Source organism: Streptomyces lunaelactis, from assembly GCF_003054555.1.
Lineage (GTDB): Bacteria > Actinomycetota > Actinomycetes > Streptomycetales > Streptomycetaceae > Streptomyces > Streptomyces lunaelactis.
Genome location: NZ_CP026304.1, coordinates 6017949 through 6042273, shown reverse-complemented (window position 1 = coordinate 6042273; position 24325 = coordinate 6017949). Strand labels below are relative to the sequence as shown.

General features: G+C 70.5%; 15 protein-coding genes and 1 pseudogene. 3 read left to right on the top strand and 13 right to left on the bottom strand.

Annotated features, from left to right (window positions below; translation table 11 throughout):
- Positions 1-79 precede the first annotated feature (79 nt).
- Together SLUN_RS27975 and SLUN_RS27970 are read left to right on the top strand one after the other, a co-directional pair.
- The gene (locus SLUN_RS27975) at positions 80-1435 is read left to right on the top strand and encodes a PucR family transcriptional regulator (protein ID WP_108152762.1); all 1356 of its coding nucleotides are present in this window, start codon (positions 80-82) and stop codon (positions 1433-1435) included.
- A 150-nt stretch (positions 1436-1585) separates the two neighbouring features.
- Positions 1586-2560: an NAD(P)-dependent alcohol dehydrogenase gene (locus tag SLUN_RS27970; protein ID WP_108152761.1), complete on the top strand. Its 975-nt coding sequence runs from the start codon at positions 1586-1588 to the stop codon at positions 2558-2560.
- Positions 2561-2660: 100 nt separating this feature from the next.
- Here SLUN_RS27970 and serA read toward each other — a convergent pair whose 3' ends face one another.
- From serA to SLUN_RS27940, 6 genes and pseudogenes are all read right to left on the bottom strand, one after another.
- Positions 2661-4253, bottom strand: coding sequence for a phosphoglycerate dehydrogenase (serA, locus tag SLUN_RS27965; protein WP_108152760.1), 1593 nt, complete (start codon positions 4251-4253; stop codon positions 2661-2663).
- Between the two features lie 258 nt (positions 4254-4511).
- Positions 4512-5528: pseudogene (ilvC, locus tag SLUN_RS27960) on the bottom strand (ketol-acid reductoisomerase); the annotation flags it as partial.
- Positions 5529-5604: 76 nt separating this feature from the next.
- Complete coding sequence (gene ilvN / locus SLUN_RS27955; protein WP_108152758.1) at positions 5605-6129, bottom strand: acetolactate synthase small subunit; 525 nt, start codon at positions 6127-6129, stop codon at positions 5605-5607.
- A gap of 39 nt (positions 6130-6168) precedes the next feature.
- Complete coding sequence (locus tag SLUN_RS27950) at positions 6169-8037, bottom strand: acetolactate synthase large subunit (protein WP_108152757.1); 1869 nt, start codon at positions 8035-8037, stop codon at positions 6169-6171.
- Positions 8038-8239: 202 nt separating this feature from the next.
- Positions 8240-11071 carry a putative bifunctional diguanylate cyclase/phosphodiesterase gene (locus SLUN_RS27945; RefSeq protein WP_108152756.1) on the bottom strand — a complete coding sequence of 944 codons (2832 nt, stop codon included), beginning with the start codon at positions 11069-11071 and terminating at the stop codon, positions 8240-8242.
- A gap of 396 nt (positions 11072-11467) precedes the next feature.
- Positions 11468-12421: a 2-hydroxyacid dehydrogenase gene (locus SLUN_RS27940; protein WP_175312992.1), complete on the bottom strand. Its 954-nt coding sequence runs from the start codon at positions 12419-12421 to the stop codon at positions 11468-11470.
- Between the two features lie 213 nt (positions 12422-12634).
- Between SLUN_RS27940 and SLUN_RS27935 the strand changes: the two genes are divergently transcribed.
- A complete protein-coding gene (locus SLUN_RS27935; protein WP_108152754.1) occupies positions 12635-13783 on the top strand; it encodes a PQQ-dependent sugar dehydrogenase in 1149 nt (382 codons plus the stop codon).
- A gap of 205 nt (positions 13784-13988) precedes the next feature.
- Here the strand turns inward: SLUN_RS27935 and SLUN_RS27930 are convergent, their stop codons facing one another.
- The 7 genes from SLUN_RS27930 to SLUN_RS27905 all read right to left on the bottom strand — a co-directional run bounded on the left by SLUN_RS27930 (position 13989) and on the right by SLUN_RS27905 (position 24143).
- Positions 13989-17027, bottom strand: a complete 3039-nt coding sequence (locus tag SLUN_RS27930) for a helix-turn-helix transcriptional regulator (protein ID WP_108152753.1) — start codon at positions 17025-17027, stop codon at positions 13989-13991.
- A 67-nt stretch (positions 17028-17094) separates the two neighbouring features.
- Positions 17095-17271: a hypothetical protein gene (locus SLUN_RS40115; RefSeq protein ID WP_170146613.1), complete on the bottom strand. Its 177-nt coding sequence runs from the start codon at positions 17269-17271 to the stop codon at positions 17095-17097.
- 246 nt (positions 17272-17517) lie between these two features.
- Entirely contained in the window at positions 17518-18291 is a 774-nt protein-coding gene (locus SLUN_RS27925) for a GNAT family N-acetyltransferase (RefSeq protein ID WP_108152752.1), read from the bottom strand.
- Positions 18292-18380: 89 nt separating this feature from the next.
- Entirely contained in the window at positions 18381-18980 is a 600-nt protein-coding gene (locus tag SLUN_RS27920; RefSeq protein WP_217504968.1) for a hypothetical protein, read from the bottom strand.
- 69 nt (positions 18981-19049) lie between these two features.
- Positions 19050-19601 carry a GNAT family N-acetyltransferase gene (locus SLUN_RS27915; protein ID WP_108152750.1) on the bottom strand — a complete coding sequence of 184 codons (552 nt, stop codon included), beginning with the start codon at positions 19599-19601 and terminating at the stop codon, positions 19050-19052.
- Positions 19602-19639: 38 nt separating this feature from the next.
- The gene (locus SLUN_RS27910; protein WP_108152749.1) at positions 19640-21844 is read right to left on the bottom strand and encodes an MMPL family transporter; all 2205 of its coding nucleotides are present in this window, start codon (positions 21842-21844) and stop codon (positions 19640-19642) included.
- A gap of 205 nt (positions 21845-22049) precedes the next feature.
- The gene (locus tag SLUN_RS27905; protein WP_108152748.1) at positions 22050-24143 is read right to left on the bottom strand and encodes a phosphocholine-specific phospholipase C; all 2094 of its coding nucleotides are present in this window, start codon (positions 24141-24143) and stop codon (positions 22050-22052) included.
- Between the last annotated feature and the right edge of the window lie 182 nt (positions 24144-24325).

Genomic DNA, 24325 nt, shown 5'->3' with positions numbered 1-24325 from the left:
TCGACAGCTGTCACGCATCCGTGGTCCGGATCTCAGACATATGTCTGAAGGAGTGGGAGAACCCTGCGAGAATGTGGGGGTGAAAGGCGACTACCAGGACCTGGTCGACGAGCTTTCGGCGCTGCTCTCCGTCCCGGCGACGCTGGAGAACCGGGACTTCGGGCTGATCGCCTTCGGCGCGCACGACAGCGACGACGCCAGTGCGATGGACCCGGTCAGGACGCGCTCGATCCTGACCCGGAAGTCGACGCCGGCGGTCCGGGCCTGGTTCGAGGGCTTCGGCATCGCCCGCGCGACGGGCCCGGTCCGTATCCCGGCGGCCCCGGAGGCGGGGGTGTTCCGGGACCGGATCTGTCTTCCCGTACGCCATCGGCGCATCGTGCTCGGCTACGTATGGCTGCTCGACGCGGAGCCGGGGCCCACGCAGGCGCAGCTGGCGGCGGCGATGGAGGTGACGGCGCGGATCGGCACGCTGCTCGCGGACGAGGAGCGTGCGGGCGCGGATCTGTCCCGGGAGTTCCGTGCGGTGCTCACGGCGGAGCGCGGCTGGCAGTACGACATGGCGGTGGCGGCACTGCGGTCCGCGCTGGGCGCGGACGCGGAGGGTCTGCACACGGTGGTGTGCGTGACCCCGTGGCAGCAGGACGACGCCCCGTCGGCGCGGTCACTGCCGGGAGTCGCGGCGCTGTGCACGGTGGAGTGGGGAGCGGGTCCGGCTGCCGGGGGCGCGGAGGACCGGACGGGGGCGACGGTCGGCCCGGGCGCGGACGACCGGCCGGGACGCGGCTCCGGCTCCGGCTCCGGCACGCACGACCGGGCCGGGGCGACCGCCCTCGCCGGCGCGCCCGCCGCCAGGAGCGCGCGGCGACCCGAACCCGTCGGCGCCGACGTCCCCGCGGCGCCCCGCAGAGACGCCGCCCGCGGCGGCACCGCGCTCGCGATCCTGGTCCGGCTGCGCTCCGCCGACGCCTTCTCTCCCGCCCTCACCGCCGCGGACCGGCTCCGTACCTCCGCCAGCGGGGAGGCCGCGACCGCCGGAGTCGCCGCGCCCCGCCGTGGGCTCGCCGACCTCAACACCGCCTGGCTGGAGGCCACTTCCGCAGCCCGCGCGGCACGGGCCCAGACCCGGCTCGGCCCGGTCGCCCAGTGGTCGGACATCGGCCCGTACCGCATGCTGGCCGCGCTCCCCGCGAACCCCGCGCACGACCCCGCCGTACGCGAGCTGCTCGCGCCCTCGCACGCCGAACTGGTCCGCACCGCCGAGGTGTTCCTCGACCACGCGGGCCAGGCCGGCCGCACCGCGGCCGCTCTCGGCATCCACCGGCAGACCCTCTACTACCGGCTCTCGCGCGTCGAGCAGCTCACCGGCCTGGACCTGGACGTCGGTGAGGACCGGCTGCTGCTGCACATGGCCCTGAAAGCCTCGCGGCTATAGGTCCGACTGGCCCCGCGTGCCAGATCCGGGCGTCACCTAGGGAGAGTCCCCGATGCCCGCACAGAGGTCGCTCGCCTACCGTCGCGAGTAGCGCTGATCCCCCGGTCAGCCGATCCATTCCGCACCGAACTCGTGCGATACGGAGGCGTAATGAAGGCGATCGTCCAGGACCGGTACGGCTCACCCGACGTTCTGGAGCTCAGGGAGGTCGACAAGCCGGTGGTCGCCGACCATGAGGTGCTGGTAAGGGTCCGCACGGCCGCGGTCAACGCGCGAGACTGGCATCTCATGCGGGGCGACCCGTACCTGGCGCGCCTGGTGCTCGGGTTCGGCAGGCCGAAGACGAAGATCCGGGGCACGGACTTCGCGGGTCGGGTGGAAGCGGTGGGCAAGGACGTGAACCGGTTCCGTCCCGGTGACGAGGTATTCGGCGAGGCCGACGGAGCGTTTGCCGAGTACGTGTGCGCCCCGGACGACGTGGTGGAGCCGAAACCGGCCAATCTGACGTTCGAGCAGGCGGCCGCGCTGCCGCTGGCGGGGAACACCGCCCTCATGGGCCTGCGCGATCTGGGGCGAGTACAGCCGGGACAGAAGGTCCTGGTCAATGGTGCGTCAGGTGGTGTGGGGACGTTCGCCGTACAGATCGCCAAGGCGTTCGGCGCGGAAGTGACCGGCGTGTGCAGTACGAGAAACGTGGACCTGGTCCGGTCGGTCGGCGCGGACCACGTCGTCGACTACACCCAGGAGGACTTCACCCGGAACGGACGGCGGTACGACGTCGTGCTCGACCTGGTGGGGAACCGTTCGCTGGCCGAGTGCCGACGCGCGCTGACACCCGCGGGGACGCTCGTTCTGTCCGGTGGTGGCGTGTCCGAAGGCGGCAGTCTGCTCGGGCCGATGGGTCTCATCCTCCGGGGGCAGGCGCTGTCCCGTTTCGTCAGCCAGCGGCTGCTCGTCCTCACGGCGACGCCGAACAAGGAGAACCTGGCGGCGCTGAGGGAACTCGCCGAGTCCGGAAAGGTCACCCCGGTCATTGACCGGACCTACCCGCTCCGCGAGGTACCCGAGGCCATCCGGTACCTCGAAGTGGAGCACGCGCACGCGAAGGTCGTCATCACCGTGTGACGGACCCTGAGGCCTGTTTTCGGATCGGCGGAAGGCACGGTACGCGGAAGGCCCGGCTCCTCGCGAGGAGCCGGGCCTTCCGCGCAGGAACAGCGGCCCGTCAGTCGGTGAGGTTCACCGAACGCGCCGAGGTCGCGCCGATCTCGTCCGCGATCTCCGTCAGCACGGACTGCGGCACGGTGTCGTCCACGGTCAGGACGACGACCGCCTCGCCGCCCTCCTCCGCGCGCGAGACCTGCATACCCGCGATGTTCAGTCCGGCCTCGCCGAGGATCCGGCCGACCGTGCCGACGACACCGGGACGGTCGTCGTAGCGCAGGACGACCATGTGGTCGGCGAGCGCCAGGTCGATGTCGTAGTCGCCGATCGCGACGATCTTCTGGAGGTGCTTGGGACCGGCCAGCGTGCCGGAGACCGCGACATCCTCGCCGCTCGAGAGCGTGCCGCGCACGGTGACCATATTGCGGTGGTCCGGCGACTCGGAGCTCGTCGTCAGCCGGACCTCGACACCGCGCTCCTGCGCGAACAGCGGGGCGTTGACATACGACACGGTCTCGTCGACGACATCCTCGAACACGCCCTTGAGCGCGGACAGTTCGAGCACCTTGACGTCGTGCTGGGTGATCTCTCCGTACACCTCGACATCGAGGCGGACCGCGACCTCTCCCGCAAGCGCGGTGAAGATCCGGCCGAGCTTCTCGGCGAGCGGCAGACCCGGGCGCACGTCCTCGGCGATGACTCCGCCCTGGACGTTGACCGCGTCCGGCACGAGCTCACCGGCGAGCGCGAGACGTACGGAACGGGCCACCGAGACGCCCGCCTTCTCCTGCGCCTCGTCCGTGGAGGCGCCGAGGTGCGGGGTGCAGACGACCTGGTCGAACTCGAACAGCGGGGAGTCGGTGTTGGGCTCCTTCGCGTACACGTCCAGGCCCGCGCCGGCGACCCGGCCCTCCTTGAGCGCGGAGGCCAGCGCCTCCTCGTCGACGATCCCGCCACGCGCGGCGTTGACGATCCGGACCGACGGCTTGACCTTGTGCAGCGCCTCGTCGCCGATCAGACCGATCGTCTCGGGCGTCTTGGGGAGGTGCACGGTGATGAAGTCGGAGACCTCGAGCAGCTCGTCGAGCGAGAGAAGCTTGACGCCCATCTGCGCGGCGCGCGCGGGCTGTACGTAGGGGTCGTAGGCGACGATCTTCATGCCGAACGCGGACATGCGCTGCGCGACCAGCACGCCGATACGGCCGAGGCCGACGACGCCGAGGGTCTTCTCGCTCAGCTCCACACCGGTGTACTTGGAGCGCTTCCACTCGCCGTTCTTCAGGGCGGTGTTGGCCTGCGGGATATTGCGCGCGGTGGCCACCAGCAGACCGCAGGCGAGCTCGGCGGCGGTGACGATGTTGGACGTCGGCGCGTTGACGACCATCACACCGGCCTTGGTGGCGGCGGAGACATCGACATTGTCGAGACCGACGCCCGCGCGGGCCACGACCCGCAGCTTCTTCGCGGTGGCGATGGCCTCCGCGTCGACCTTGGTGGCGCTGCGGACGAGAATCGCGTCGGCATCGGCGATGGCGGGGAGCAGCTCGGCGCGGTCCGCGCCGTTGCAGTGCCGGATCTCGAAGTCCGGGCCCAGTGCGTCGACGGTGGCGGGCGACAGCTCTTCAGCGATGAGTACGACAGGTTTCGAGCTCACGTGAGTCCTCACAGGTCCAGTGCGGACGGCCGTCCCGACGGCCGCAGGCGGTGGAGGGGGCTAGCCGCGTGGAAGACGCACGACACTGTGGGCCTGACGCGTATGTGTAGAGCAGTGTAGTGGTGCAACGGGGTGCGTCTTGCGCCTCAAGGGCAGGATCACCCGTCCGTGGCTGGACAGAGTGGAGAAGCGCTCGAGTGCGGCGGGGAAGGCGGCGGGGGGCCCGGACCCGTTCGTCCCGGCCCCCCGCCCATGGGCTTACGCCTCGTCGTTGTCGACCCAGCTCATGAGCTTGCGCAGCTCCTTGCCGGTGCTCTCCAGCAGGCTGTTCTCGTCGGCCTTCTTGTACTCGTTGTACTTCTTCAGGCCGCCGTGGTACTCGTCCATCCAGTTCTTGGCGAAGGTGCCGTCCTGGATCTCGGCGAGGACCTTCTTCATCTCGGCCTTGGTCTGGTCCGTGATGATGCGGGGGCCGGTGATGTAGTCGCCCCACTCGGCGGTCTCGGAGACCGACCAGCGCATCTTCTCCAGGCCGCCCTCGTACATCAGGTCCACGATGAGCTTCAGCTCGTGGAGGCACTCGAAGTACGCGATCTCCGGCTGGTAGCCGGCCTCGGTCAGGGTCTCGAAGCCCGCCTTGACCAGCGCGGACGCGCCACCGCAGAGGACAGCCTGCTCACCGAACAGGTCGGTCTCGGTCTCCTCGGTGAACGTCGTCTTGATGACGCCGGCGCGCGTGCCGCCGATGCCCTTGGCGTACGAGAGGGCGAGCTCGAAGCCCTTGCCGGTGGCGTCCTGCTCGACGGCCGCGATACACGGAACACCGCGGCCCTCCTCGTACTGGCGGCGGACCAGGTGTCCCGGGCCCTTCGGGGCGACCATGGCGACATCGATGTTGGCCGGCGGCTTGATGAAGCCGTAGCGGATGTTGAGGCCGTGGCCGAAGAACAGCGCGTCGCCGTCCTTCAGGTTGTCCTTGATGGACTCCTCGTACACCTGGGCCTGGATCGGGTCCGGGACCAGGATCATGATGACGTCGGCCTCGGCGGCGGCCTCGGCGGGCGTCACCACGCGCAGGCCCTGCTCCTCGGCCTTGGCCTTGGACGTGGAGCCCTCGTGCAGACCGACGCGGACGTCGACACCCGAGTCACGCAGCGACAGCGCGTGGGCGTGGCCCTGGCTGCCGTAGCCGATGACCGCGACCTTGCGGTTCTGAATGATGGACAGGTCGGCATCGTCGTCGTAGAACAGCTCGGCCACTGGGATATCTCCTTGGTGTGCACGTCTTTGGAATGACGCTGTTTGCGTCCCACCGTACGGCGGGAGGGGATGAGGAAGGCGGGGGGTCTCGCTAGGCGGAACGGTCCAGGGCTCGCAGGGACCGGTCCGTGATGGACCGGGCGCCGCGCCCTATGGCGATCGTGCCGGACTGGACGAGCTCCTTGATGCCGAACTGCTCCAGCATCTTGAGCATGGCGTCCAGCTTGTCGGCGCCGCCGGTGGCCTCGATCGTGACGGCCTCGGGCGAGACGTCCACGGTCTTGGCGCGGAACAGCTGGACGATCTCGACGATCTGCGAGCGGGTCTCGTTGTCGGCACGGACTTTCACCAGAACGAGTTCACGCTGGATCGCGCCGCCGGGCTCGAGCTCGACGATCTTCAGAACGTTGACCAGCTTGTTGAGCTGCTTGGTCACCTGCTCCAGCGGGAGGTCCTCGACATTGACCACGATGGTGATGCGGGAGATGTCGGGGTGCTCGGTGACACCGACGGCGAGCGAGTCGATGTTGAAGCCTCGGCGGGAGAACAGCGCGGCGATCCTGGCGAGGATGCCCGGTGTGTTCTCGACCAGGACGGAGAGCGTGTGCTTGGACATGTGTCGGTCTCTCTCAGTCTTCTCTCTCGGACTCTTCGCTCAGTCGTCTTCGTTGTCGCCGAAGTCGGGACGGACTCCGCGGGCCGCCATGACCTCGTCGTTGGAGGTGCCCGCGGCGACCATGGGCCAGACCTGGGCGTCTTCGTGGACGATGAAGTCGATCACGACCGGACGGTCGTTGACCGCGTTGGCCTCGGCGATGACCTTGTCCAGGTCGTCCGGGGACTCGCAGCGCAGTGAGTAACAGCCCATCGCCTCGGACAGCTTGACGAAGTCGGGGACGCGGGTGCCTCCGCTGGACTTGCCCTCCACCGCGATTCCGTCCTCGGGACCGGAGTGCAGGACGGTGTTGGAGTAGCGCTGGTTGTAGAAGAGGGTCTGCCACTGGCGGACCATCCCGAGCGCGCCGTTGTTGATGATCGCGACCTTGATCGGGATGTTGTTCAGCGCGCAGGTGACCAGTTCCTGATTGGTCATCTGGAAGCAGCCGTCGCCGTCGATCGCCCAGACCATACGGTCCGGCTGACCGGCCTTGGCGCCCATCGCGGCCGGGACCGCGTACCCCATCGTTCCGGCGCCGCCGGAGTTCAGCCAGGTGGCCGGCTGCTCGTAGTTGATGAAGTGGGCGGCCCACATCTGGTGCTGGCCGACGCCCGCCGCGTAGATGGTGTCGGGGTCGGCGAGCTCGCCGATGCGCTGGATGACCTGCTGCGGCGAGAGGCTGCCGTCGTTCGGCTGGTCGTAGCCGAGCGGGTAGGTCTCGCGCCAGCGGCTGAGGTCCTTCCACCAGGCGCTGTAGTCGCCGGTGTGGCCCTCGCTGTACTCGGCCTGGACGGCCTGGACCAGATCGGCGATGACCTCGCGGGCATCCCCGACGATCGGGACGTCCGCGGTGCGGTTCTTGCCGATCTCGGCCGGGTCGATATCGGCGTGGACGATCTTCGCGTACGGGGCGAAGCTGTCCAGCTTGCCGGTGACGCGGTCGTCGAAGCGGGCTCCGAGGGCGACGATCAGGTCGGCCTTCTGCAGCGCGGTGACGGCGGTGACCGCACCGTGCATGCCGGGCATTCCCACGTGCAGCGGGTGGCTGTCGGGGAAGGAGCCGAGCGCCATCAGTGTGGTGGTGACGGGCGCTTGGGTCAGCTCGGCCAGGACCTTCAGCTCGGCGCTGGCGCCGGCCTTCATGACGCCGCCGCCGACGTACAGCACGGGCCGCTTGGCCTGGACGATCAGCTTGGCGGCCTCGCGGATCTGCTTGGCGTGCGGCTTGGTGACCGGGCGGTAGCCGGGCAGGTCCTGCTGCGGCGGCCAGCTGAAGACCGTCCTTGCCTGCAGCGCGTCCTTGGCGATGTCGACCAGGACGGGCCCCGGGCGGCCGGTCGAGGCGATGTGGAAGGCCTCGGCGATGGTGCGCGGGATGTCCTCGGCCTTGGTGACCAGGAAGTTGTGCTTGGTGATCGGCATGGTGATGCCGACGATGTCCGCCTCCTGGAAGGCGTCCGTGCCGATCGCCTTGGAGGAGACCTGGCCGGTGATCGCGACCAGCGGGACGGAGTCCATGTGGGCGTCGGCGATCGGGGTGACCAGGTTGGTCGCGCCGGGGCCGGAGGTGGCCATGCACACGCCGACCTTGCCGGTGGCCTGGGCGTAGCCGGTGGCGGCGTGGCCCGCGCCCTGCTCGTGGCGGACCAGGATGTGGCGGACCCGGGTGGAGTCCATCATCGGGTCGTACGCGGGGAGGATGGCGCCGCCGGGGATGCCGAACACCGTGTCGGCCCCCACTTCCTCGAGCGAGCGGATGAGGGACTGCGCACCCGTGACGTGCTCGACGATGGGGGACGTCGGTCCGCCGCTACGGGCCCGCGGCTGTGGATGGTGGGCCCCGGTGGCCTGCTCGGTCATCGGCATTCTCTTCTCGAAGCTGGGGGTTTTTGCGAGGGTTTGGGCTGTGCCGGTGCAACAAAAAACCCCTCGTGCCGTGAGGCAGGCGAGGGGAGCGCGTCGGGAGGGGTCTGCAGGGCCTTCATGGTCCTGCTCAGCCGACGCGCTTTCCAAGTACGAGAATTCGGGTGCGCATGGCATTGACCCTCCCCCCGGTGCGCTACCACTGTCAAGTGGGTGGGACGCGCGTCTCACTATTTGAGCCACCGCGGGCGGAGAACGCGCCGCCCGTCAGGACCGGCAGCGCGATGCCGCCGGGCACCGGGAACTCCTCGCGCACCAGCGCGCGGCGCAGCCGGTACTCGTCCAGTGGTCCGGAGAATGCCATGCCCTGACCGTGTGTGCACCCCATGGCGCGCAGGGCGAGCACCTGTTCCGGCACATCCACGCCGTCGGCGACGGACTGCATTCCGAGATCACAGGCGATCCGCAGCAGACCCGCGGTGATCTTGTGGAGCCGGGCGGACTCGACGACGCCCTCGACCAGTCCTCTGTCCAGTTTCAGTACATCCACAGGGAGGCGGCGCAGTGCGTTGATGGCGGCGTATCCGCTGCCGAAGCCGTCGAGCGCGATCCGTACGCCGAGTCTGCGCAGCGCGACGAGACGCTGCTCCAGATCGTCGAACGAGATCCGCGGGTCGCTGTCGGCGAGCTCGATGACCAGCGCGCCCGAGGGCAGCTCGTGCCGGGTGAGGAGGGCTTCGACGGAGCCGAGCGGCAGGGACTTGTCCAGCAGCCGGCGGGCCGGCATGCGCACCGATACGGGTACCCGGTGGCCGAGCCTGCCGCGCTCCGCGGCCTGCTCGACCGCTTCCTCCAGCAGCCAGCGGCCGAGCTCGGCGGCGCGGCCGCCCTCCTGGGTCTCCGCGGAGTCGGCGACCCGCAGGAATTCGGCGGGGGTGAAGAGGATGCCCTGGGCGGAGCGCCAGCGGGCCTGGGCGGCGACGGCGGCGATCCGGCCGGTGGCGAGACTCACGACGGGCTCGTGGAGCAGCGCGAATTCGCCCTCGTGCAGGGCGCTGCGCAGCCGGGCCGCCAGTTCCGTACGGCGTACCACCTCGGCCTGCATCTGTGGTGCGTACATCTCAACGCGGTCCTTGCCGGCGGCCTTGGCGCGGTACATGGCGAGGTCGGCGTTGCGCATGAGGTCGGTGGGGGTGATGGAGGGTTCGGCGAAGGCCACCCCGATGGAGGCGGCCACCCGTACGTCGTTGCCGTCCAGGCGGTACGGCTGGGAGAGCGTGAGGCGGAGCCGGTCGGCGATCTCGTGGACCTGGAACTCGCGGGCCGACCGGTCGCGGGTGCCGTCGCCGACGATGAGGGCCGCGAACTCGTCGCCGCCGAGACGGGCGGCGGTGTCCCCGGCCCGCACCGAGTCCGCCAGGCGGCGGGCCGCCTGGATCAGCAGCTCGTCGCCGGCCTGATGGCCGAGGCGGTCGTTGACCCCCTTGAAGCCGTCGAGGTCGATGAAGAGCACGGCGGTGCCCTGGTCGCCCGCACGGCGGCCGGTGAGGGCCTGGCGCACGCGCTCGGTGAACAGGGCGCGGTTGGGCAGATCGGTGAGCGGGTCGTGCTCGGCGTTGTGCTGCAACTGCGCCTGGAGGCGGACCCGTTCGGTCACATCGCGGCTGTTGAAGATCAGACCGCCCTGGTGGCGGTTGACGGTGGACTCCACATTGAGCCAGGCCCCGGTGCCCGATCTGAAGCGGCATTCGATCCGCGTGGTGGGCTCCTCGGCGGGCGGCGCGGCCAGAAAACGGCGCACCTCGTGGACCACGCGCCCGAGGTCTTCCGGGTGGATGAGGGAGGCCAGCTCGGAGCCGATGAGCTCCTCGGCCTCGCGCCCGTAGACGCCGGCGGCCGCGGGACTGACGTACCGCAGTATTCCGCTCGGGGCGGCGATCATGATGACGTCGCTCGACCCCTGCACCAGCGAGCGGAAGTGGTTCTCCTTCTGAGCCAGTTCATGGGTGAGGGCGATGTTGTCGAGGAGCATGATCCCCTGGCGAACGACCAGGGCGAGCACGACGGCACAGCCGGTGAGCACGACGAACCGGTCGACGCGGCGGCCCTCGATGACGTTGTAGAGAATGCCGAGGGTGCAGACGGCGGCGGCGAGATACGGCGTGAGGGCCGCGATGGAGCCCGCGACGGGCCGGCTGGGGTGGCGCTGTCCGCGCGGCGGCCGTGCGGTCTCGACCGTACGGCGTGCGCCCCAGGGGGCGTAGGCGAGCAGCAGCGAACCGGCGAACCAGCCGGCGTCGAGGAGCTGGCCCGAGCGGTAGCTCTCCCGCAGCAGCGGAGAGGTGAACAGGGCGTCGCACAGCACGGTCAGCGCGAGCGCGGCGATGGCGGTGTTGATCGCGGAGCGGTTGGTGGCCGAGCGCCGGAAGTGCAGCGCGAGCACCATGCTGACCAGCACGATGTCCAGCAGCGGATAGGCGAGCGCGAGCGCGGCGGGCGCCACGCTCTCGCCCTGCACGTGCGCGGTGTGCGCCAGGGCGAGACTCCAGGACAGCGTCAGCAGCGAGCCGCCGATCAGCCAGGCGTCCAGCGCGAGACAGACCCAACCCGCCCTGGTGACGGGACGTTTGGCGAGGACGAGGAGGCCGACGATGGCGGGCGGCGCGAAGCAGAGGAAGAACAGATCGGCGATGCAGGGGCTCGGTACCTCACGGTCCAGCACCACCTCGTACCACCCCCAGACCGCGTTTCCTCCCGATGCCATGGCGGAGGAGATCGCGAACAGCAGCCAGGCGGGCCGGAAACGGCTGTGCCTGGAGCGGGCGTAGAGGAAACAGGAGACGGCGGCGATCCCGGCAGCGGCACTGAGGCCGAAGTCGCCCATGATCAGGGCCACTTCGAGCGAACCCCAGCCGAGGGCGGCGCCGACGCCGTACGCCGCGCAGATGGCCGCCAGGAGCAGCCGGGAGCGCAGCCCCGTACGCTCTCCGGCGCCGGAGACCGCCAGCCGGGCCATGAGCGCCCCCGGGGCGCTCACCGGGCCGCCCCGGGGAGCACCGCCGTCGGCCCGGGAGACACGGCCGTCAGCCCCGGCGACACCGTTGTCAGCCGGGAAAGCACCGTCGGCGGTGTGATCGTCATCGGACCGGGTCTGTGCTTCGGAGCGTGCGCGGGTCGCCGTCGGCTGCCCTGCCGCGTCGGATCATCGGTCCATTGGCCGTGCATCACCCGTCGCCCCCCTCAAGTCTGATCGGCAGTCAGGTCGTGCAGCAGCACCACCCCTTGCCTGGTGCGGCCCCCAAGTCGGGACGATACACCAGACTCGTCACTCAGGGACATAGTTCCTCTACTCTCCGTGACGACCAGCGGCGTTGTCGGCACGCGGCGCGTCCGGGTGACTTCATAGAGTGCACGCGGCGCTCGGCCGAAGGGTTCACTCCCCGGTCGTCAGCACCACATTGAGCACCGGCTCCCCAGCGGCGAACCGGGTGAGCTGACCGGCGAGCAGCCGCTTGGCTCGCGGCATGAACGCCGAGGTGGAGCCGCCCACATGGGGACTGATGAGGACACCGGGAGCGTGCCAGAGCGGGTGGCCGGCGGGCAGCGGTTCGGGGTCGGTGACGTCGAGGGCCGCGGTGAGGCGGCCGCGCTCCACCTCCGCGAGCAGGGCTTTGGTGTCGACGACCGGGCCGCGCGCGACGTTCACGAGCAGTGCGCCGTCCTTCATCCGGGCCAGGAAACCGGCGTTCACCAGGCCCTTTGTCTGTTCGGTGAGGGGCGTGGAGAGGATCACCACGTCCGCGCCCGGGAGCAGGGCGGGCAGGTCGGTGAGTGCGCGCACTTCGCCGCGCTCCGTAGCACGGGCGGAGCGCGCGACGCGCGCCACCCGCGCGCATTCAAAGGGCGCGAGCCGGTCCTCGATGGCCGCGCCGATCGATCCGTACCCCACGATGAGCACCGACTTGTCGGCGAGCGCCGGATAGAAGCCGGACCGCCATTCCTCCTTGTCCTGGCCGTGTACGAAGCCGGGGATGCCGCGCAGCGCGGCGAGGATCAGGGCGAGGGTGAGCTCGGCGGTGGAGGCCTCGTGGACTCCCTTGGCGTTGCACAGGCGTACGCCGGCGGGCAGCGAGCCGATTCCCGGCTGGACATGATCGATCCCGGCGGAGAGGGTCTGGACGACGCGTACGGACGTCATCGCGGCCAGCGGACGGACCGCGACCTCCAGGCCCTTCATGTACGGGACGGCGTAGAAGGCACAGTCGGCGGGATCGGCGGGAAAGTCCGGACCGCCGTCCCAGAGAAGGTAGTTGAGACCCGAGTCCGAGGGAGCGGGGAGTCCTTCGATCTCGTCGGCCGGAATCGGGAGCCACACGTCTGCAGTCATGGTCAGGAGGCTATGCGAAGGGCGCCGGTCCGCATTGGTTGGTTTGGTGAGCAGCCGGACGGGCCTTGGCCCTGTCCGGCCGGGCCCGGGGGAGGGTGCGCGGCCGGATTCTTCTTCGAAGATCGGGAACCTGTGGGCCGCCTGCGGTGTAAGAACAGTAGTCAGGCAGCTCAAGCAGCCGTCGAAGGGATCAGAACCGTGCAACGTCCTGCTGTGACGGCCGTACTGGCCACTGCCGTGCTTCTCCTCGCGACCGGGTGCTCGTCCGGCGACGACACGCCCGCAGGTCAGACGGGGTCGGCGTCGACCACCGCGGCGCCGTCCGGGTCCGCGACGGGCAGCCCGCCGAGTCCGACGGGGCCGCCCGCGAAGGGCTCGGTGAAGGTGGTGTCCACGCTCACCGAGGGGCTGAAGTCGCCGTGGGGCGTCGCCGCGCTGCCCGACGGTGATCTGCTGGTCGCCTCGCGCGACGAGGGGACGATCACCCGCGTCGACGCGGAGGGCGGCAAGAAGACGGTGATCGGCTCGGTGCCAGGAGTCGCACCGGGGGGCGAGGGCGGTCTGCTGGGCCTGGCCGTCTCCCCGTCGTTCGCCTCGGACCATCAGGTGTACGCGTACTTCACCACCGAGTCGGACAACCGCATCGCCCGCATGCTCTACGACGAGAAGAAGCCCGCCGAGCGGCAACTGGGCGCGCCGGACACGGTGCTGAGGGGTATCCCCAAAGGCGTCGTGCACAACGGCGGGCGGATCGCGTTCGGCCCGGACAAGATGCTCTACGCGGGCACGGGCGAGACGGGTGACACGGGGCTCGCGCAGGACAAGAAGTCGCTGGGCGGCAAGATCCTGCGAATGACACCGGACGGCCGGCCGGTGCACGGCAACCCGGAGGCCGACTCCGTCGTCTACTCCTACGGCCACCGCAATGTTCAAGGGCTCGCTTGGGACTCCGACAAGCGGCTGTGGGCGGCGGAGTTCGGCCAGAACACCTGGGACGAGCTGAATCTGATCGAGCCCGGCAAGAACTATGGCTGGCCCGAGGTGGAGGGCAAGTCCGGCGAGGCCGGGTTCGTCGACCCGGTGGCCCAGTGGAAGACCGCGGACGCCTCGCCGAGCGGTATCGCCTACGCGGAGGGGTCGATCTGGATGGCGTCGCTGAGGGGCGAGCGGCTCTGGCGGATCCCCTTGGCGGGTACGAAACTCGCGGCCGAGCCGCAGGCGTTCCTCGATGGGAAGTACGGGCGCCTGCGTACGGTGCTGTCGGCGGGCGGTGACAACGTCTGGCTCGTCACCAGCGAGACGGACACGCGGGGCACGCCCGGGCCGGGCGACGACAGGATCCTCCGGCTGGAGGTGAGGTAGGGGCCCCTTCCCGTACCTGGGGCTCCGCCCCAGACCCCGCCCAATCGCCGGCGGGGCTTATTGAGCCCGTCCGGCGATTGAGGACACGGCCGAAGGCCGTACGGGGGCCTGGGGCGCAGCCCCCGGTTACGGGAAGGGGCGGGGGCAGGGCCCGCCGCAGGCGCACCGTAATGCCACGGGCGCGGACTGGCTCAGACGCCCGCCGTCAGGCAGACGCCTCCCGCCGGCCCTCGCCCGACGGCGGGAACAGGCGCAGGCGGTGCGCCATCGCCGCCGCCTCCCCGCGGCCCGAGACGCCGAGTTTCGCCAGGATGTTGGAGACGTGGACGCTCGCCGTCTTCGGTGAGATGTAGAGCTCCTCGGCGATCAGGCGGTTGCTGCGGCCCGCCGCCACCAGGCGCAGTACGTCCTCCTCGCGGCGGGTCAGTCCGAGCGCCGGACCAGCCGCGGCGGCGGCCGACGGCGGGTCGTCGGTCAGGGCGATACGGGCGCGCTGCGCGAGCAGGGCGACGTCCTCGGCCAGGGGGCGCGCGCCCAGTTGCTGGGCCGTGGCGTGGGCCTGGCGCAGGAGGCCGGCGGCCTGAGCGCGGTCCGACTGCAGCAGGGCCTCCGCCCAGCGGTGGCGAACCCTCGCCAGGTCGTACGGGCGGTCCACCTGCTCGAAGGCCGTGCCCGCCTCCGCCCAGTCGAGGGGCGTGTCCTCGCCCCCGGCGCGCAGCAGTTCCGCACGGACCCACCGCTCGTGTGCCGACCACACCGGAACCGCGGTGACCAGGCCCCGGGTTGCCTTACGGATCCGCTCCAGCGCCTCGGCCCGGCCGGGCTCGGCGGCGGGCAGGCCTCGGGTGTCGGCCTCCAGTGCGGCCGCGGCGCGCAGCAGCGGCCAGGCGTACCGCTGGGTGCCCGGCGGGAAGCCCTCGGCGGCGGCGCGCTCGAACTCCGCGCGGGCGTCGAGCACGCGCCCCTGCACCGCGGCGATGCACAGCGCGATCGTGCCCAGGGGAAGGAAGCACTGCGGCATCGGGTCGTTCTTCCCGAAGTGGTCGCGCGCCGCCTCCAGGTGTTCCGCCGCCTTGGCCGTATCGCCCCGGGCGAGCGACAGGTAGGCGCACCGCATGGCTCCGTAGCCGCGCGGCTTGGGGCTCAGCGCGATACGCAGTGCCCGTTCCGCACTGCGGGCCGCCTCGTCCCAGCGTCCGAGCGAGACGTACGACTCGGCCAGGTTGTCGCAGATCCAGGCCTCGGTATCCAGCAGGCCGTACGTACGGGAGAGTTCGATGCCCTCGGTCAGGATGCCCACGGCCTCCTGGGACCGGCCGACGCCTTCCAGTACGGACGGCAGATTCACATGGGTGCGCCCCACATGCGCGGGCAGATCCAGGGAGACGGCCTCGCCCTTGACCGCGTACATCTCGGCGAGTCCGCCCTCGACGTCGCCCGCGTCGACCATGAGGCTGCCGAGCGTGAGGCGGGCACGCAGCTCGATGTCCTCCTCGCCGACCATGCGCGCGTACTCCACAGCGCGTTCGGCCGTCGCCAGGCTGCCGGGGCCCGGATCGTGCACCATGCCCCAGCTCGCCGCCTCGGCGAGCACCTCCGCGTGGACGGCGGACGGCGGCAGTCCGCGCACCAGCTCCTGCGCGGTGCCCAGTTCCGCCCAGCCGTCGCCGCGGCCCAGCGACGAGACCAGCCGGGAGCGCTGGACGGAGAACCAGGCGGTGCGCAGGGCGTCGCCCTCCGCCTCCGCGAGCCGCTGCCCGCGCTTGGTGATCTTCAGGGCGTGCTCGCGCTCACCGCTGAGCCGGCCGGCGACGGACGCCTCGGCCATCAGGTCGAGATAGCGCAGCGGCGTGGTCTCGGGGTCGCAGCCGCACGGAGGGTAGACCTCCGCGTAGTCGACGGGCCTCAGTTCGGCCCGGACCTCGTCGGGGGCGTTGTCCCACAACTCCATCGCCCGTCCCAGCAGCCGGAGTTGCTCGGAGTAGGCATGCCTGCGGCGGGCCTCGACGGAAGCGCTCAGCACAGCAGGCAGGGCCTTGGCCGCGTCGTGCGCGTGGTACCAGTAGGTGGCGAGTCGCATCGCGCGCTCGTCCTCCCGTACGAGCCAGGGGTCGGCCTCCAGCGCCTGGGCGTAGTGCCGGTTGAGCCGGGAGCGTTCGCCGGGCAGCAGATCGTCACTGACGGCCTCGCGCGCCAGGGAGTGCCGGAAGCGGTAGCCGTCCCCGTCGGGCGTGGCCAGCAGGATGTTCGCGCCCACCGCGGCCCGCAGCGCCTCGATGAGGTCGTCCTCGCCGAGCCGGGCGACGGCGAGCAGCAGCCCGTACTCCACGGTCGAACCGCCCTCGGCGACGATCCGCGCCGCTCGCTGCGCGTCCTCCGGCAGCGCTTCTACGCGTACGAGAAGGATGTCGCGCAGGGAGTCCGGCAGGCCCGTGGGGCAGTCCTCGGTGATGCTGCAGGCGAGCTCCTCGACGAAGAAGGCGTTGCCGTCCGAGCGCTCGAACACCCGGTCCACCATGGCCGGTTGGGGGTCGGCGCTGAGGATCCCGGCCATCTGACGGCGGACCTCGCCGCGGTTGAAGCGGGTCAGCTCGATGCGCTGGACGGTACGCATCCGGTCGAGCTCGGCGAGGAAGGGCCGCAGCGGGTGGCGCCGGTGGACGTCGTCGGAGCGGTAGGTCGCGATCACGACGAGCCGGCCGCGGCGCAGCGTACGGAAGAGATAGGCGAGGAGGTGCCGGGTGGAGGCGTCCGACCAGTGCAGGTCCTCGAGCACCAGGACGACCGTGCGGTCGGCGGCGATCCGCTCCAGCAGCCGCGCGGTGAGTTCGAAGAGGCGGGCCATGTCCTCCTCGTCGTGCTGGGTGTGCTCCCTGCGGGTGGTCTCCCCCAGCTCGGGCAGCAGCCGCGCCAGCTCGTCCTCCTGGCCCGCGGCGGCCGCGGCCAGCTCCTTGGGCAACTGGCGGTGCAGGGCCCGCAGCGCGGTCGAGAAGGGTGCGAACGGCAGCCCGTCCGCACCGATCTCGACGCAGCCGCCGACCGCGACGACGACCTCGCGGCGGCACGCCTCGGCGAGCATTTCCTCGACGAGGCGGGTCTTGCCGACCCCGGCCTCACCGCCGAGCAGCAAGGCCTGCGGCTCGCCCGCGGTGGCGCGGGCGAGCGCATCGGTGAGCTTGGCCAGTTCGCCGGCGCGGCCGACGAACACCGGGCTGACGGACCTGGTCTCCACGTCGCCGAGCATCGCACAGGCGTCTGACAATGAGGCACCGGATATCGGGATGGCAGTCATCACGCGACGTCGCACTGGCTCACGCGGCGCGTGTGAAGCGGGTGCTGTCCTGACTGTTCACCCGGCCCTCCCCCCGGTCCTTGGCGGCTCGCCTCTCGGCGCGACGGTCCGCGCGCAGCTGCCGCACCAGGCGCTCGGCGGCGGCCTCGCGGATCAGGTCGGCGTGGCGGTACTGCTGGATCTCGTACTCGAACATGTCGTACTCCCTGGTGACGAGTTGTTCTCGGCGTCCTGCGATGCCTCAACTCTCGTCTCCCAGGGGGTGCCGCCACATCGGGAGAGTTCCGCATCTTCGCGGGGGCGGGGGCCTTAGGCGCCCGGGTATGCGTACGTGCGGGCACTAAGGCCCCCCGCCGCCTCGGCCTTGGGGCCGCGCCCGGCCTTGGACCTGTCCCTAGACCTGTCCCTAGACCTGTCCCTAGACCTGTCCCTAGACCTGTCCCTAGTGCCGCTGCTCGCCGAGTGCGTACACGTAGGGCGTGGTGGTGCTCAGTGGTACGAAGCCGAGCCGCTGGAGGATCGGGCGGCTCTGGCTGGTGGCGTCCACCTGCAGGAAGCGGTAGCCGCCCTCGGCGGCGATACGGGCCCGGTGGGCGATCAGGGCCCGGTAGATGCCCCGGCCCCGCCAGGCGGCGAGCGTGCCGCCGCCCCAGAGACTGGCGAACTCGGTACCCGGGTGCAGTTCCATCCGCGCGGCGCACACGGGAAGGTCACCGGCCATCGCGAGGGTCATGCTGACCGTGTCCGGGGTCTGCGCCAGTTGCGCCAGGAGCTGTTCGCGCAGCCTGGCGCTGCTCGTGCCGAAGGCCTGCTCGTGCACGTCGGCCATGAGATCCACGCCCGCCGCGTCGGTGACCGGTCGCAGCCGGACGCCCTCGGGCAGGTCGACGGCGGTGGGCAGGTCGCGGATCTCGGCGACCATCACCGTCTCCTCGGGCTCGGGCGTGAAGCCGGCCGCCCGCAGCCGTGCGCCGAGGTCGTCCGGCCGGTCGTGGGCGTACAGCTTCCACTCGAAATCGCGCCGCAGGGAGGCGAAGTACCGCACCTGCTCGGCGATGGCGGCGTCGGCGCCGGCCCGGTCGAGGCCGGACCAGACGACGCCGTTCCAGTCGCCGTCGGAGTCGGCCTGCCGCACGACGTCGCCGACCCGTTCGCCCCCTTGCGTGTGCTGTCGCATCTGGTGGTCGAACAGGGTGAGCACCGCGTCATGATCCATCCGCGCAGTGCAGCACCCGCGGGGGCATGGACGCCAACAGGTTTCCCAGGAAGCCGTACCGGTCTTTCCAGGAACCCGTACCGGTTTTCCTAGGAACCCGTACCGGCACCGGCGCTGGGCAGATCCAGGAAGAAGTCGAAGTACATGCCGGCGGAGACGATCAGTCCCAGGACGCCGAGTACGACTCCGGCCACGGCGAAGGCCCGTACCCAGCCGGCCTTCTGCGGCCAAGCGAACACGGCCGCACCGACGATCAGTGCGAGCAGCGCGAAGACTCCGTTGACCAGGGCGGTGGTGTGCCAGGCGTCGCCGTAGAGCGCGGAGATCTGCTGGGCGGGGCTGCCGGTCTGCGAGGTCTCGATCTGGCCGATCAGGGTCTGCCGCTCGGCGGCGACCTTCCCGACCCAGCTGCCGCTGAGCGCCACGACACCGAGACCGGCCGCGACGACGGCCGCGGCGGCGGCTCCGATGCCGGAGGAGGCACGAGGGGCCTCCTCGGCGTCCTCGTCGTCGGCGTCGTGGTCCTGCTCTGCTTCCGCCTCGTCGGCGACGGCGCTCTCGTCGGCCGCGGACACGGTGCGTGCAGCCTCAGTGGGCTCGACCGTCTCGGCGGTGGCCTTGTCCTTCGCCACGGTTGCCTCGGCCGTCCCGGTCGCGTCGGTGGTCTCTTTGGTCTCGCTGGGGTTCATGCGCCGCACGGTAGGTGCCCTGTATGAGAGTCCCCTTAACAACCGGTCATCGCCCGGCTGAACGACCGGTCAACGCCCGGCGCGCCACTCGGGAGCCAGCACCGACCAGACCTCCATGTCGTGCCGTACACCCCCGTACGGGTAGCTCTCGCGCTGCACCCCCTCCCGCGTCATCCCCAGCCGCCCGGCGACCTTGATGCTCGCCGTGTTCGCCGAGGACACCACCCACTCGACGCGGTGCATCCCGCGCTCCTCCACCGCCCAGTCGATCAGCACCCGCACAGCGCGCGTGACCAGGCCGCGCCCCGCGGCGGACGGCTCCAGCCAGCAGCCGGCCTCGCAGTTGCCCGACGCCACGTCGAAGATCCGGAACAGCACTCCGCCGACGAGCGTCCCGTCCTGCCAGATGCCGTAGATCCGGCCGGCGTCAGCGGCCTGCTTCTCGGCGTACGACTGGAGGAAGGCCCGTGCGGATTCGAGGTCGGTGGCGGCCGAGGGGAGCCCGACGTACCGGCCGATGTACTCCCGTCCGCGATCCATGTGGGCGAGGAATTCCTCGGCCCGCCACGGCTCCAGGGGACGCAGTTCCGCTGCGTCGTCGCCCAGTGATATCGCGAACATCGTTCATCCTCCGGCCACGGTTACGGCTGTTACGGCAGCTACGGCACGAGCTGTCCTTCTTCGCTCGCGCGCTGCCCAGGGATCTTCGCACGGTCGCGGCACTCGGGCGGTTCGATGCTGATCCGCGGCAGCCACCGGTCGAGCCACTTGGGCAGCCACCAGTTCGCGCCGCCCAGCATGTGCATGAGGGCGGGGACGAGAAGCGTACGAAGGACGAAGGCGTCCAGGGCGACCGCCGCCGCCAGTGCTATGCCGAACATCGCGATGACCCGGTCGCCGCTGAGGACGAAGGCGAGGAAGACCGAAATCATGATCACAGCCGCGGAGTTGATCACGCGGCTCGTCTCGGCGAGGCCGACCCGTACGGCCCGGCGGTTGTCGCCGGTCTCCAGCCACTCCTCGTACATCCGGCTGACCAGGAAGACCTGGTAGTCCATGGAGAGCCCGAAGAGCACGGAAACCATGATGACCGGCAGGAAGGGCTCGATCGGGCCGGCTCTGCCAAGCCCCAGCAGCTCGCTCCCCCAGCCCCACTGGAAGATCGCCACGACGATCCCGAAGGACGAAGCGACGGCGGCCACATTCATCACGGCGGCCTTCAGCGGAATGCCGAGGGAGCGGAAGGCGACCAGCAGAAGCAGACAGCCCAGCGCGATGACGACGCCGACGAAGAGCGGGAGCTTGCCGACGATGATCTCGGCGAAGTCGTCGTAGCTCGCGGTCAGTCCGCCGACGTGCACTTCCAGGGATGTGCCGTCGGTCGCGGCGGGCAGGACGTCCTTGCGCAGCCGGTCGACGAGGTCGCTGGTCGTCTGCGACTGGGGGGCGGAGTCCGGTACGGCGGTGATCAGCGCTGTGTCGCCGCTGCCGTTGTAGGTGACCGCACCGACCGATTCGATGCCCTTGGCGTCCCGCAGGGCGTCGGGCAGTTTGTCCATCGCGAGCCGGTCGTCGGCGCCGTCGAGGCGGGCGACGAGGGTCAGTGGTCCGTTGACGCCGGGCCCGAAGCCGTCGTGCATGAGGTCGTACGCCTGGCGGGTGGTGGACGAGGAGGGACCGTTGCCCTGGTCGGAGGTGCCGAGGTGAAGCGAGAACGTGGGCAGGGCCAGCACCAGCATGACCGCTGCGGCGACCCCGCCGAGCAGCTTCGGGTGCCGCTCCACGAAGGCGGACCAGCGGGCGGCGAAGCCGGTCGGCAGTTCGGGCTGCGGGCCGTGCTCGACGAGCCGGCGCCGTTCGCGCCGGCTCAGCGCCCGCATTCCGATGAAGGACAGCAGCGCGGGCAGCAGGGTGACGGACGCGGCCACGGTGAGTACGACGGTGAGGCAGGCGGCGATCGCGACGCCGTTGAGGAAGCTGAGGCGCAGGATGAGCATGCCGAGCAGGGCTATACATACGGTGGCGCCGGCGAAGACGACCGCGCGGCCGGTGGTGGCGACGGCGTTTCTGGCCGCTTCCCCGACCGGGAGTCCGCGTTTGAGGCCCTTGCGGTGTCTGGTGACGATGAACAGCGCGTAGTCGATGCCGACGCCCAGCCCGATCAGCATGCCGAGCATCGGCGCGAAGTCGGCGACGGTCATCACATGCCCGAGCAGCACGATGCCCGCGTACGCCGCTCCGACCGACACCAGGGCGGTGGCGATGGGCAGCAGGCTCGCGGCGAGCGATCCGAAGGCGAGGAAGAGGACGAGTGCGGCGACGACCACGCCGACGATCTCGGCCCAGTGCGCGCCCGACGCCTCGGTGAGCGCGATCGCGCTGCCGCCCAGTTCGACCTGGACGCCGTCGGCCTGTGCGGCCTTCGCGGTGGCGACGACGGCCTCGGCCTGCGCCACGGGGAGGTCCTCGGCCTGCCGGTCGAAGGTGACGGTGGCGTACGCGGTGTGCCCGTCGTCGCTGATCCGGCCGATGCCCTCATTGCCGTAGGGGCTGGTGACGGCGGCGACCCCGTCGAGCTTGCCGACGTCCTGGAGCATCGCGGACATGCGTTCCTGGACGCCGGAGGCGCGGACGCTGCTCGCGTCGGTGTGCCAGACGATGGTGTCGCTGTCGCCGCCCCGGCCGTGGAAGCCCTCCTGAAGGAGAGCGGTGGCACGGCCGGATTCGGTGCCCGGGACTTCGTAGTCGTTGGAGTACGCGGCTCCGGCGATGCCCGCCGCCGCTGCGACGCCGCCGAAGGCGAGGAGCCACAGCAGAACGGCTACGAGTCGGTGCGTGATGCACCACCGGGCGATGGCTGCCAACGGAGTTGCTCCCTGGGGGGTTCGTGGATCTTTGACCGGGAACAGCCCGCAAAGAACTCATGACCTGGAAGGAACACTCTGGCAGTCAATAGTGATCATTTGCCCGTTTCGTGGGCTTACTCACAGGGTGTGCGGGGGCCCGGAACCCAAGGCCCGGGCCCCCGCACACCACCGGCGGCGCCTTTCAGCTTTCAGCTTTCAGCTTTCAGCCGGAGACGCTGGCGCGCCCGTTCTCGATGTGACCCATCAGGCGGCGGCGGAAGCCCGCGTCCCGGTCGGTGGTCACCTCGATGTCGTACCAGCCGTGTGCGTCGGCCGCCGAGTGCACGACGGTACGGCTGCGGCCCGCCTTGACCGTGATCGTCCGGGTCCAGTCGTCGAGATCGGCCTCGTCGACGTAGCCCAGCGGGCGGACGGTGAAGGTGACCGGCTTGGTGCCGTCGTTGCGCAGGGTGAGGTGTAGATCACGGTCGTGATGGTCGATGCGCGAGGAGACCTGGGCGCCGCCCGTGGCGCTGCCGGCGAACTCGCGCCGGAAGCCGTTCGGTCCGGTGATCGTGAAGCGGTAGGCGTCCTTGGTAAGGGGCACCGACCACTGCGCCTTACCCCTTACGTCCATGTGCTGCGGGACGGGGAACTCACCGGCGTACGGATAGAGCGCGAAGTGCGCACTCGCCCGGCCGCTGTTACTGAGCGCCACCGTGAAGGCGCCGCCCTCGCCCCTGCCGTGCGCGTCGGGCTGGTACGGCAGCGGGCGCGCGGGCCTCGTGCCGTCCTCCTGTACGGGCATGTGCTGCACCAGCGGCGGCACGGGCCGCCAGCGGCCCGTGAACGGCGGTATCGCACCCGGCTGTTCCACATCGGGCTGCGGCCTGCCCCGCCGGAAGTCGAAGGCGGAGGTCAGATCGCCGGTGACCGCGCGCCGCCAGGGGGTGATGTTGGGCTCGTCGATGCCCGTCCACTTCTCCAGCAGCTGGATCACCGAGGTGTGGTCGAAGACCTCGGAGCAGACGTAGCCGCCGACCGACCAGGGCGAGACGACCAGCAGCGGGACGCGGACGCCGAGTCCCGTCGGCAGCCCCTGCCAGTGCTCGTCCGCGTTGTCGGCGGGCGGCACGGGCGGCGGGACATGGTCGAAGAAGCCGTCGTTCTCGTCGTAGTTGATGAGGACGACGGTGTGCCGCCACACGTCGGGGTGCGAGCCGAGCGCGTCGAGCACCTTGTAGACGAGCGAGGCGGATGCGATGGGCGACGAGGAGCCGGGGTGCTCGGAGTCGATCGCGGACGGCACCAGATACGACACGGCGGGGAGCTCGCCCGCCGCCACATCGGCCCGGAACTGCTCGGCGAGGCTGCCGGTCTCGCCGCGCCGCAGCCCGCGCTCGAAGAGCGACCGCTCGCTCTCGGTCAGCGTCGCCACGCCCTCCTCGAGGGCCGCGAGCAGGCGGGCACGCTCGGCGGTGTCCTGGGTGTCGCGCACCTTGGCGTAGAACGCCTCCATGAAGGTGAAGTCGCCGGCCTTCACCAGCGCCTTGCGCGCGATCTTCTTGAAGCTGGTGAAGAACTCGATGTTGTTGTCGGTGAAGTTCTCCCACTCCTGGTACGTCTTCCAGGTGCGGCCGGCCTTCTCCAGGCGCTCCGCGTAGGTGGGCCAGGGGTAGCCGGGGTGGGTGCCCTCGGCGTACGCGGCATTCGTCACCGCGCGGCTGCCGTCGGCCTCGTACCCGGTCCAGCCGCTCCACAGGTGGTTGCGGTTGGGGCTCGTCGACGTGTGGGTCGAGGAGTGGTAGGCGTCGCAGACGGTGAAGGTGTCCGCGAGCTCGTAGTGCAGGGGCAGATCACGGCGTTCGTAGTACGCCATGGTCGCGGCGGTCTTCGCGGAGATCCAGCCGTCCATCCACCCGCTGTGCCAGGCCTTGGCCCCGCCGCCCCAGGAGTGGTCGAGGTCGCCGATGTACTGGAGGTCCTTCTTCTGGGCCTCGGCGGCGTCGCGCACGGGGAAGGGGAGCACGGTCCGCAGGGGTCCGGGCTGCTCGAAGACCGGCTTGCCGGACGGGAGCTCAATGGCGTTGCGGTCGCTGAAGCCGCGTACGCCGCGCAGGGTGCCGAAGTAGTGGTCGAAGGACCGGTTCTCCTGCATGAGGATCACTACGTGCCTGACCGCCCGCAGTCCGCCCGACGGGGGCTCCGCGGCCAGCGCGGCCTGCAGGGACGGCGGCAGCAGCGAACCGGCCGCCGCCGCGCCGATGGCGCCTCCGCCCAGTGCGAACAGGCGTCGCCGTGACATGTCCGTGGCCAAGTGATCCTCCCGATTCCGGTGCTACCGCCCGGAACGTAGTGAGGCCGGATGACTTGGGGAAGTCCCATGGAGGGCGTGAGCGTGAACGTCCAAGAGTTCGTGCGGAGAGTCCAAGCCGGCGCGGGTCGGGGACGGGACGGGGCGGGGCACCACGTTCACGGACCTGGCCGTGCTGATCCTGG

What these genes read in the sequence shown, in the direction of transcription:
- SLUN_RS27930 (WP_108152753.1), bottom strand. Translation starts at nt 17,027, where the DNA reads ATGCTCGGCGACGTGGAGACCAGGTCCGTCAGCCCGGTGTTCGTCGGC.
- SLUN_RS27920 (WP_217504968.1), bottom strand. Translation starts at nt 18,980, where the DNA reads ATGAACCCCAGCGAGACCAAAGAGACCACCGACGCGACCGGGACGGCC.
- SLUN_RS27925 (WP_108152752.1), bottom strand. Translation starts at nt 18,291, where the DNA reads ATGGATCATGACGCGGTGCTCACCCTGTTCGACCACCAGATGCGACAG.
- SLUN_RS27940 (WP_175312992.1), bottom strand. Translation starts at nt 12,421, where the DNA reads ATGACTGCAGACGTGTGGCTCCCGATTCCGGCCGACGAGATCGAAGGA.
- SLUN_RS27915 (WP_108152750.1), bottom strand. Translation starts at nt 19,601, where the DNA reads ATGTTCGCGATATCACTGGGCGACGACGCAGCGGAACTGCGTCCCCTG.
- SLUN_RS27950 (WP_108152757.1), bottom strand. Translation starts at nt 8,037, where the DNA reads ATGCCGATGACCGAGCAGGCCACCGGGGCCCACCATCCACAGCCGCGG.
- SLUN_RS27970 (WP_108152761.1), top strand. Translation starts at nt 1,586, where the DNA reads ATGAAGGCGATCGTCCAGGACCGGTACGGCTCACCCGACGTTCTGGAG.
- SLUN_RS40115 (WP_170146613.1), bottom strand. Translation starts at nt 17,271, where the DNA reads ATGTTCGAGTACGAGATCCAGCAGTACCGCCACGCCGACCTGATCCGC.
- ilvN (WP_108152758.1), bottom strand. Translation starts at nt 6,129, where the DNA reads ATGTCCAAGCACACGCTCTCCGTCCTGGTCGAGAACACACCGGGCATC.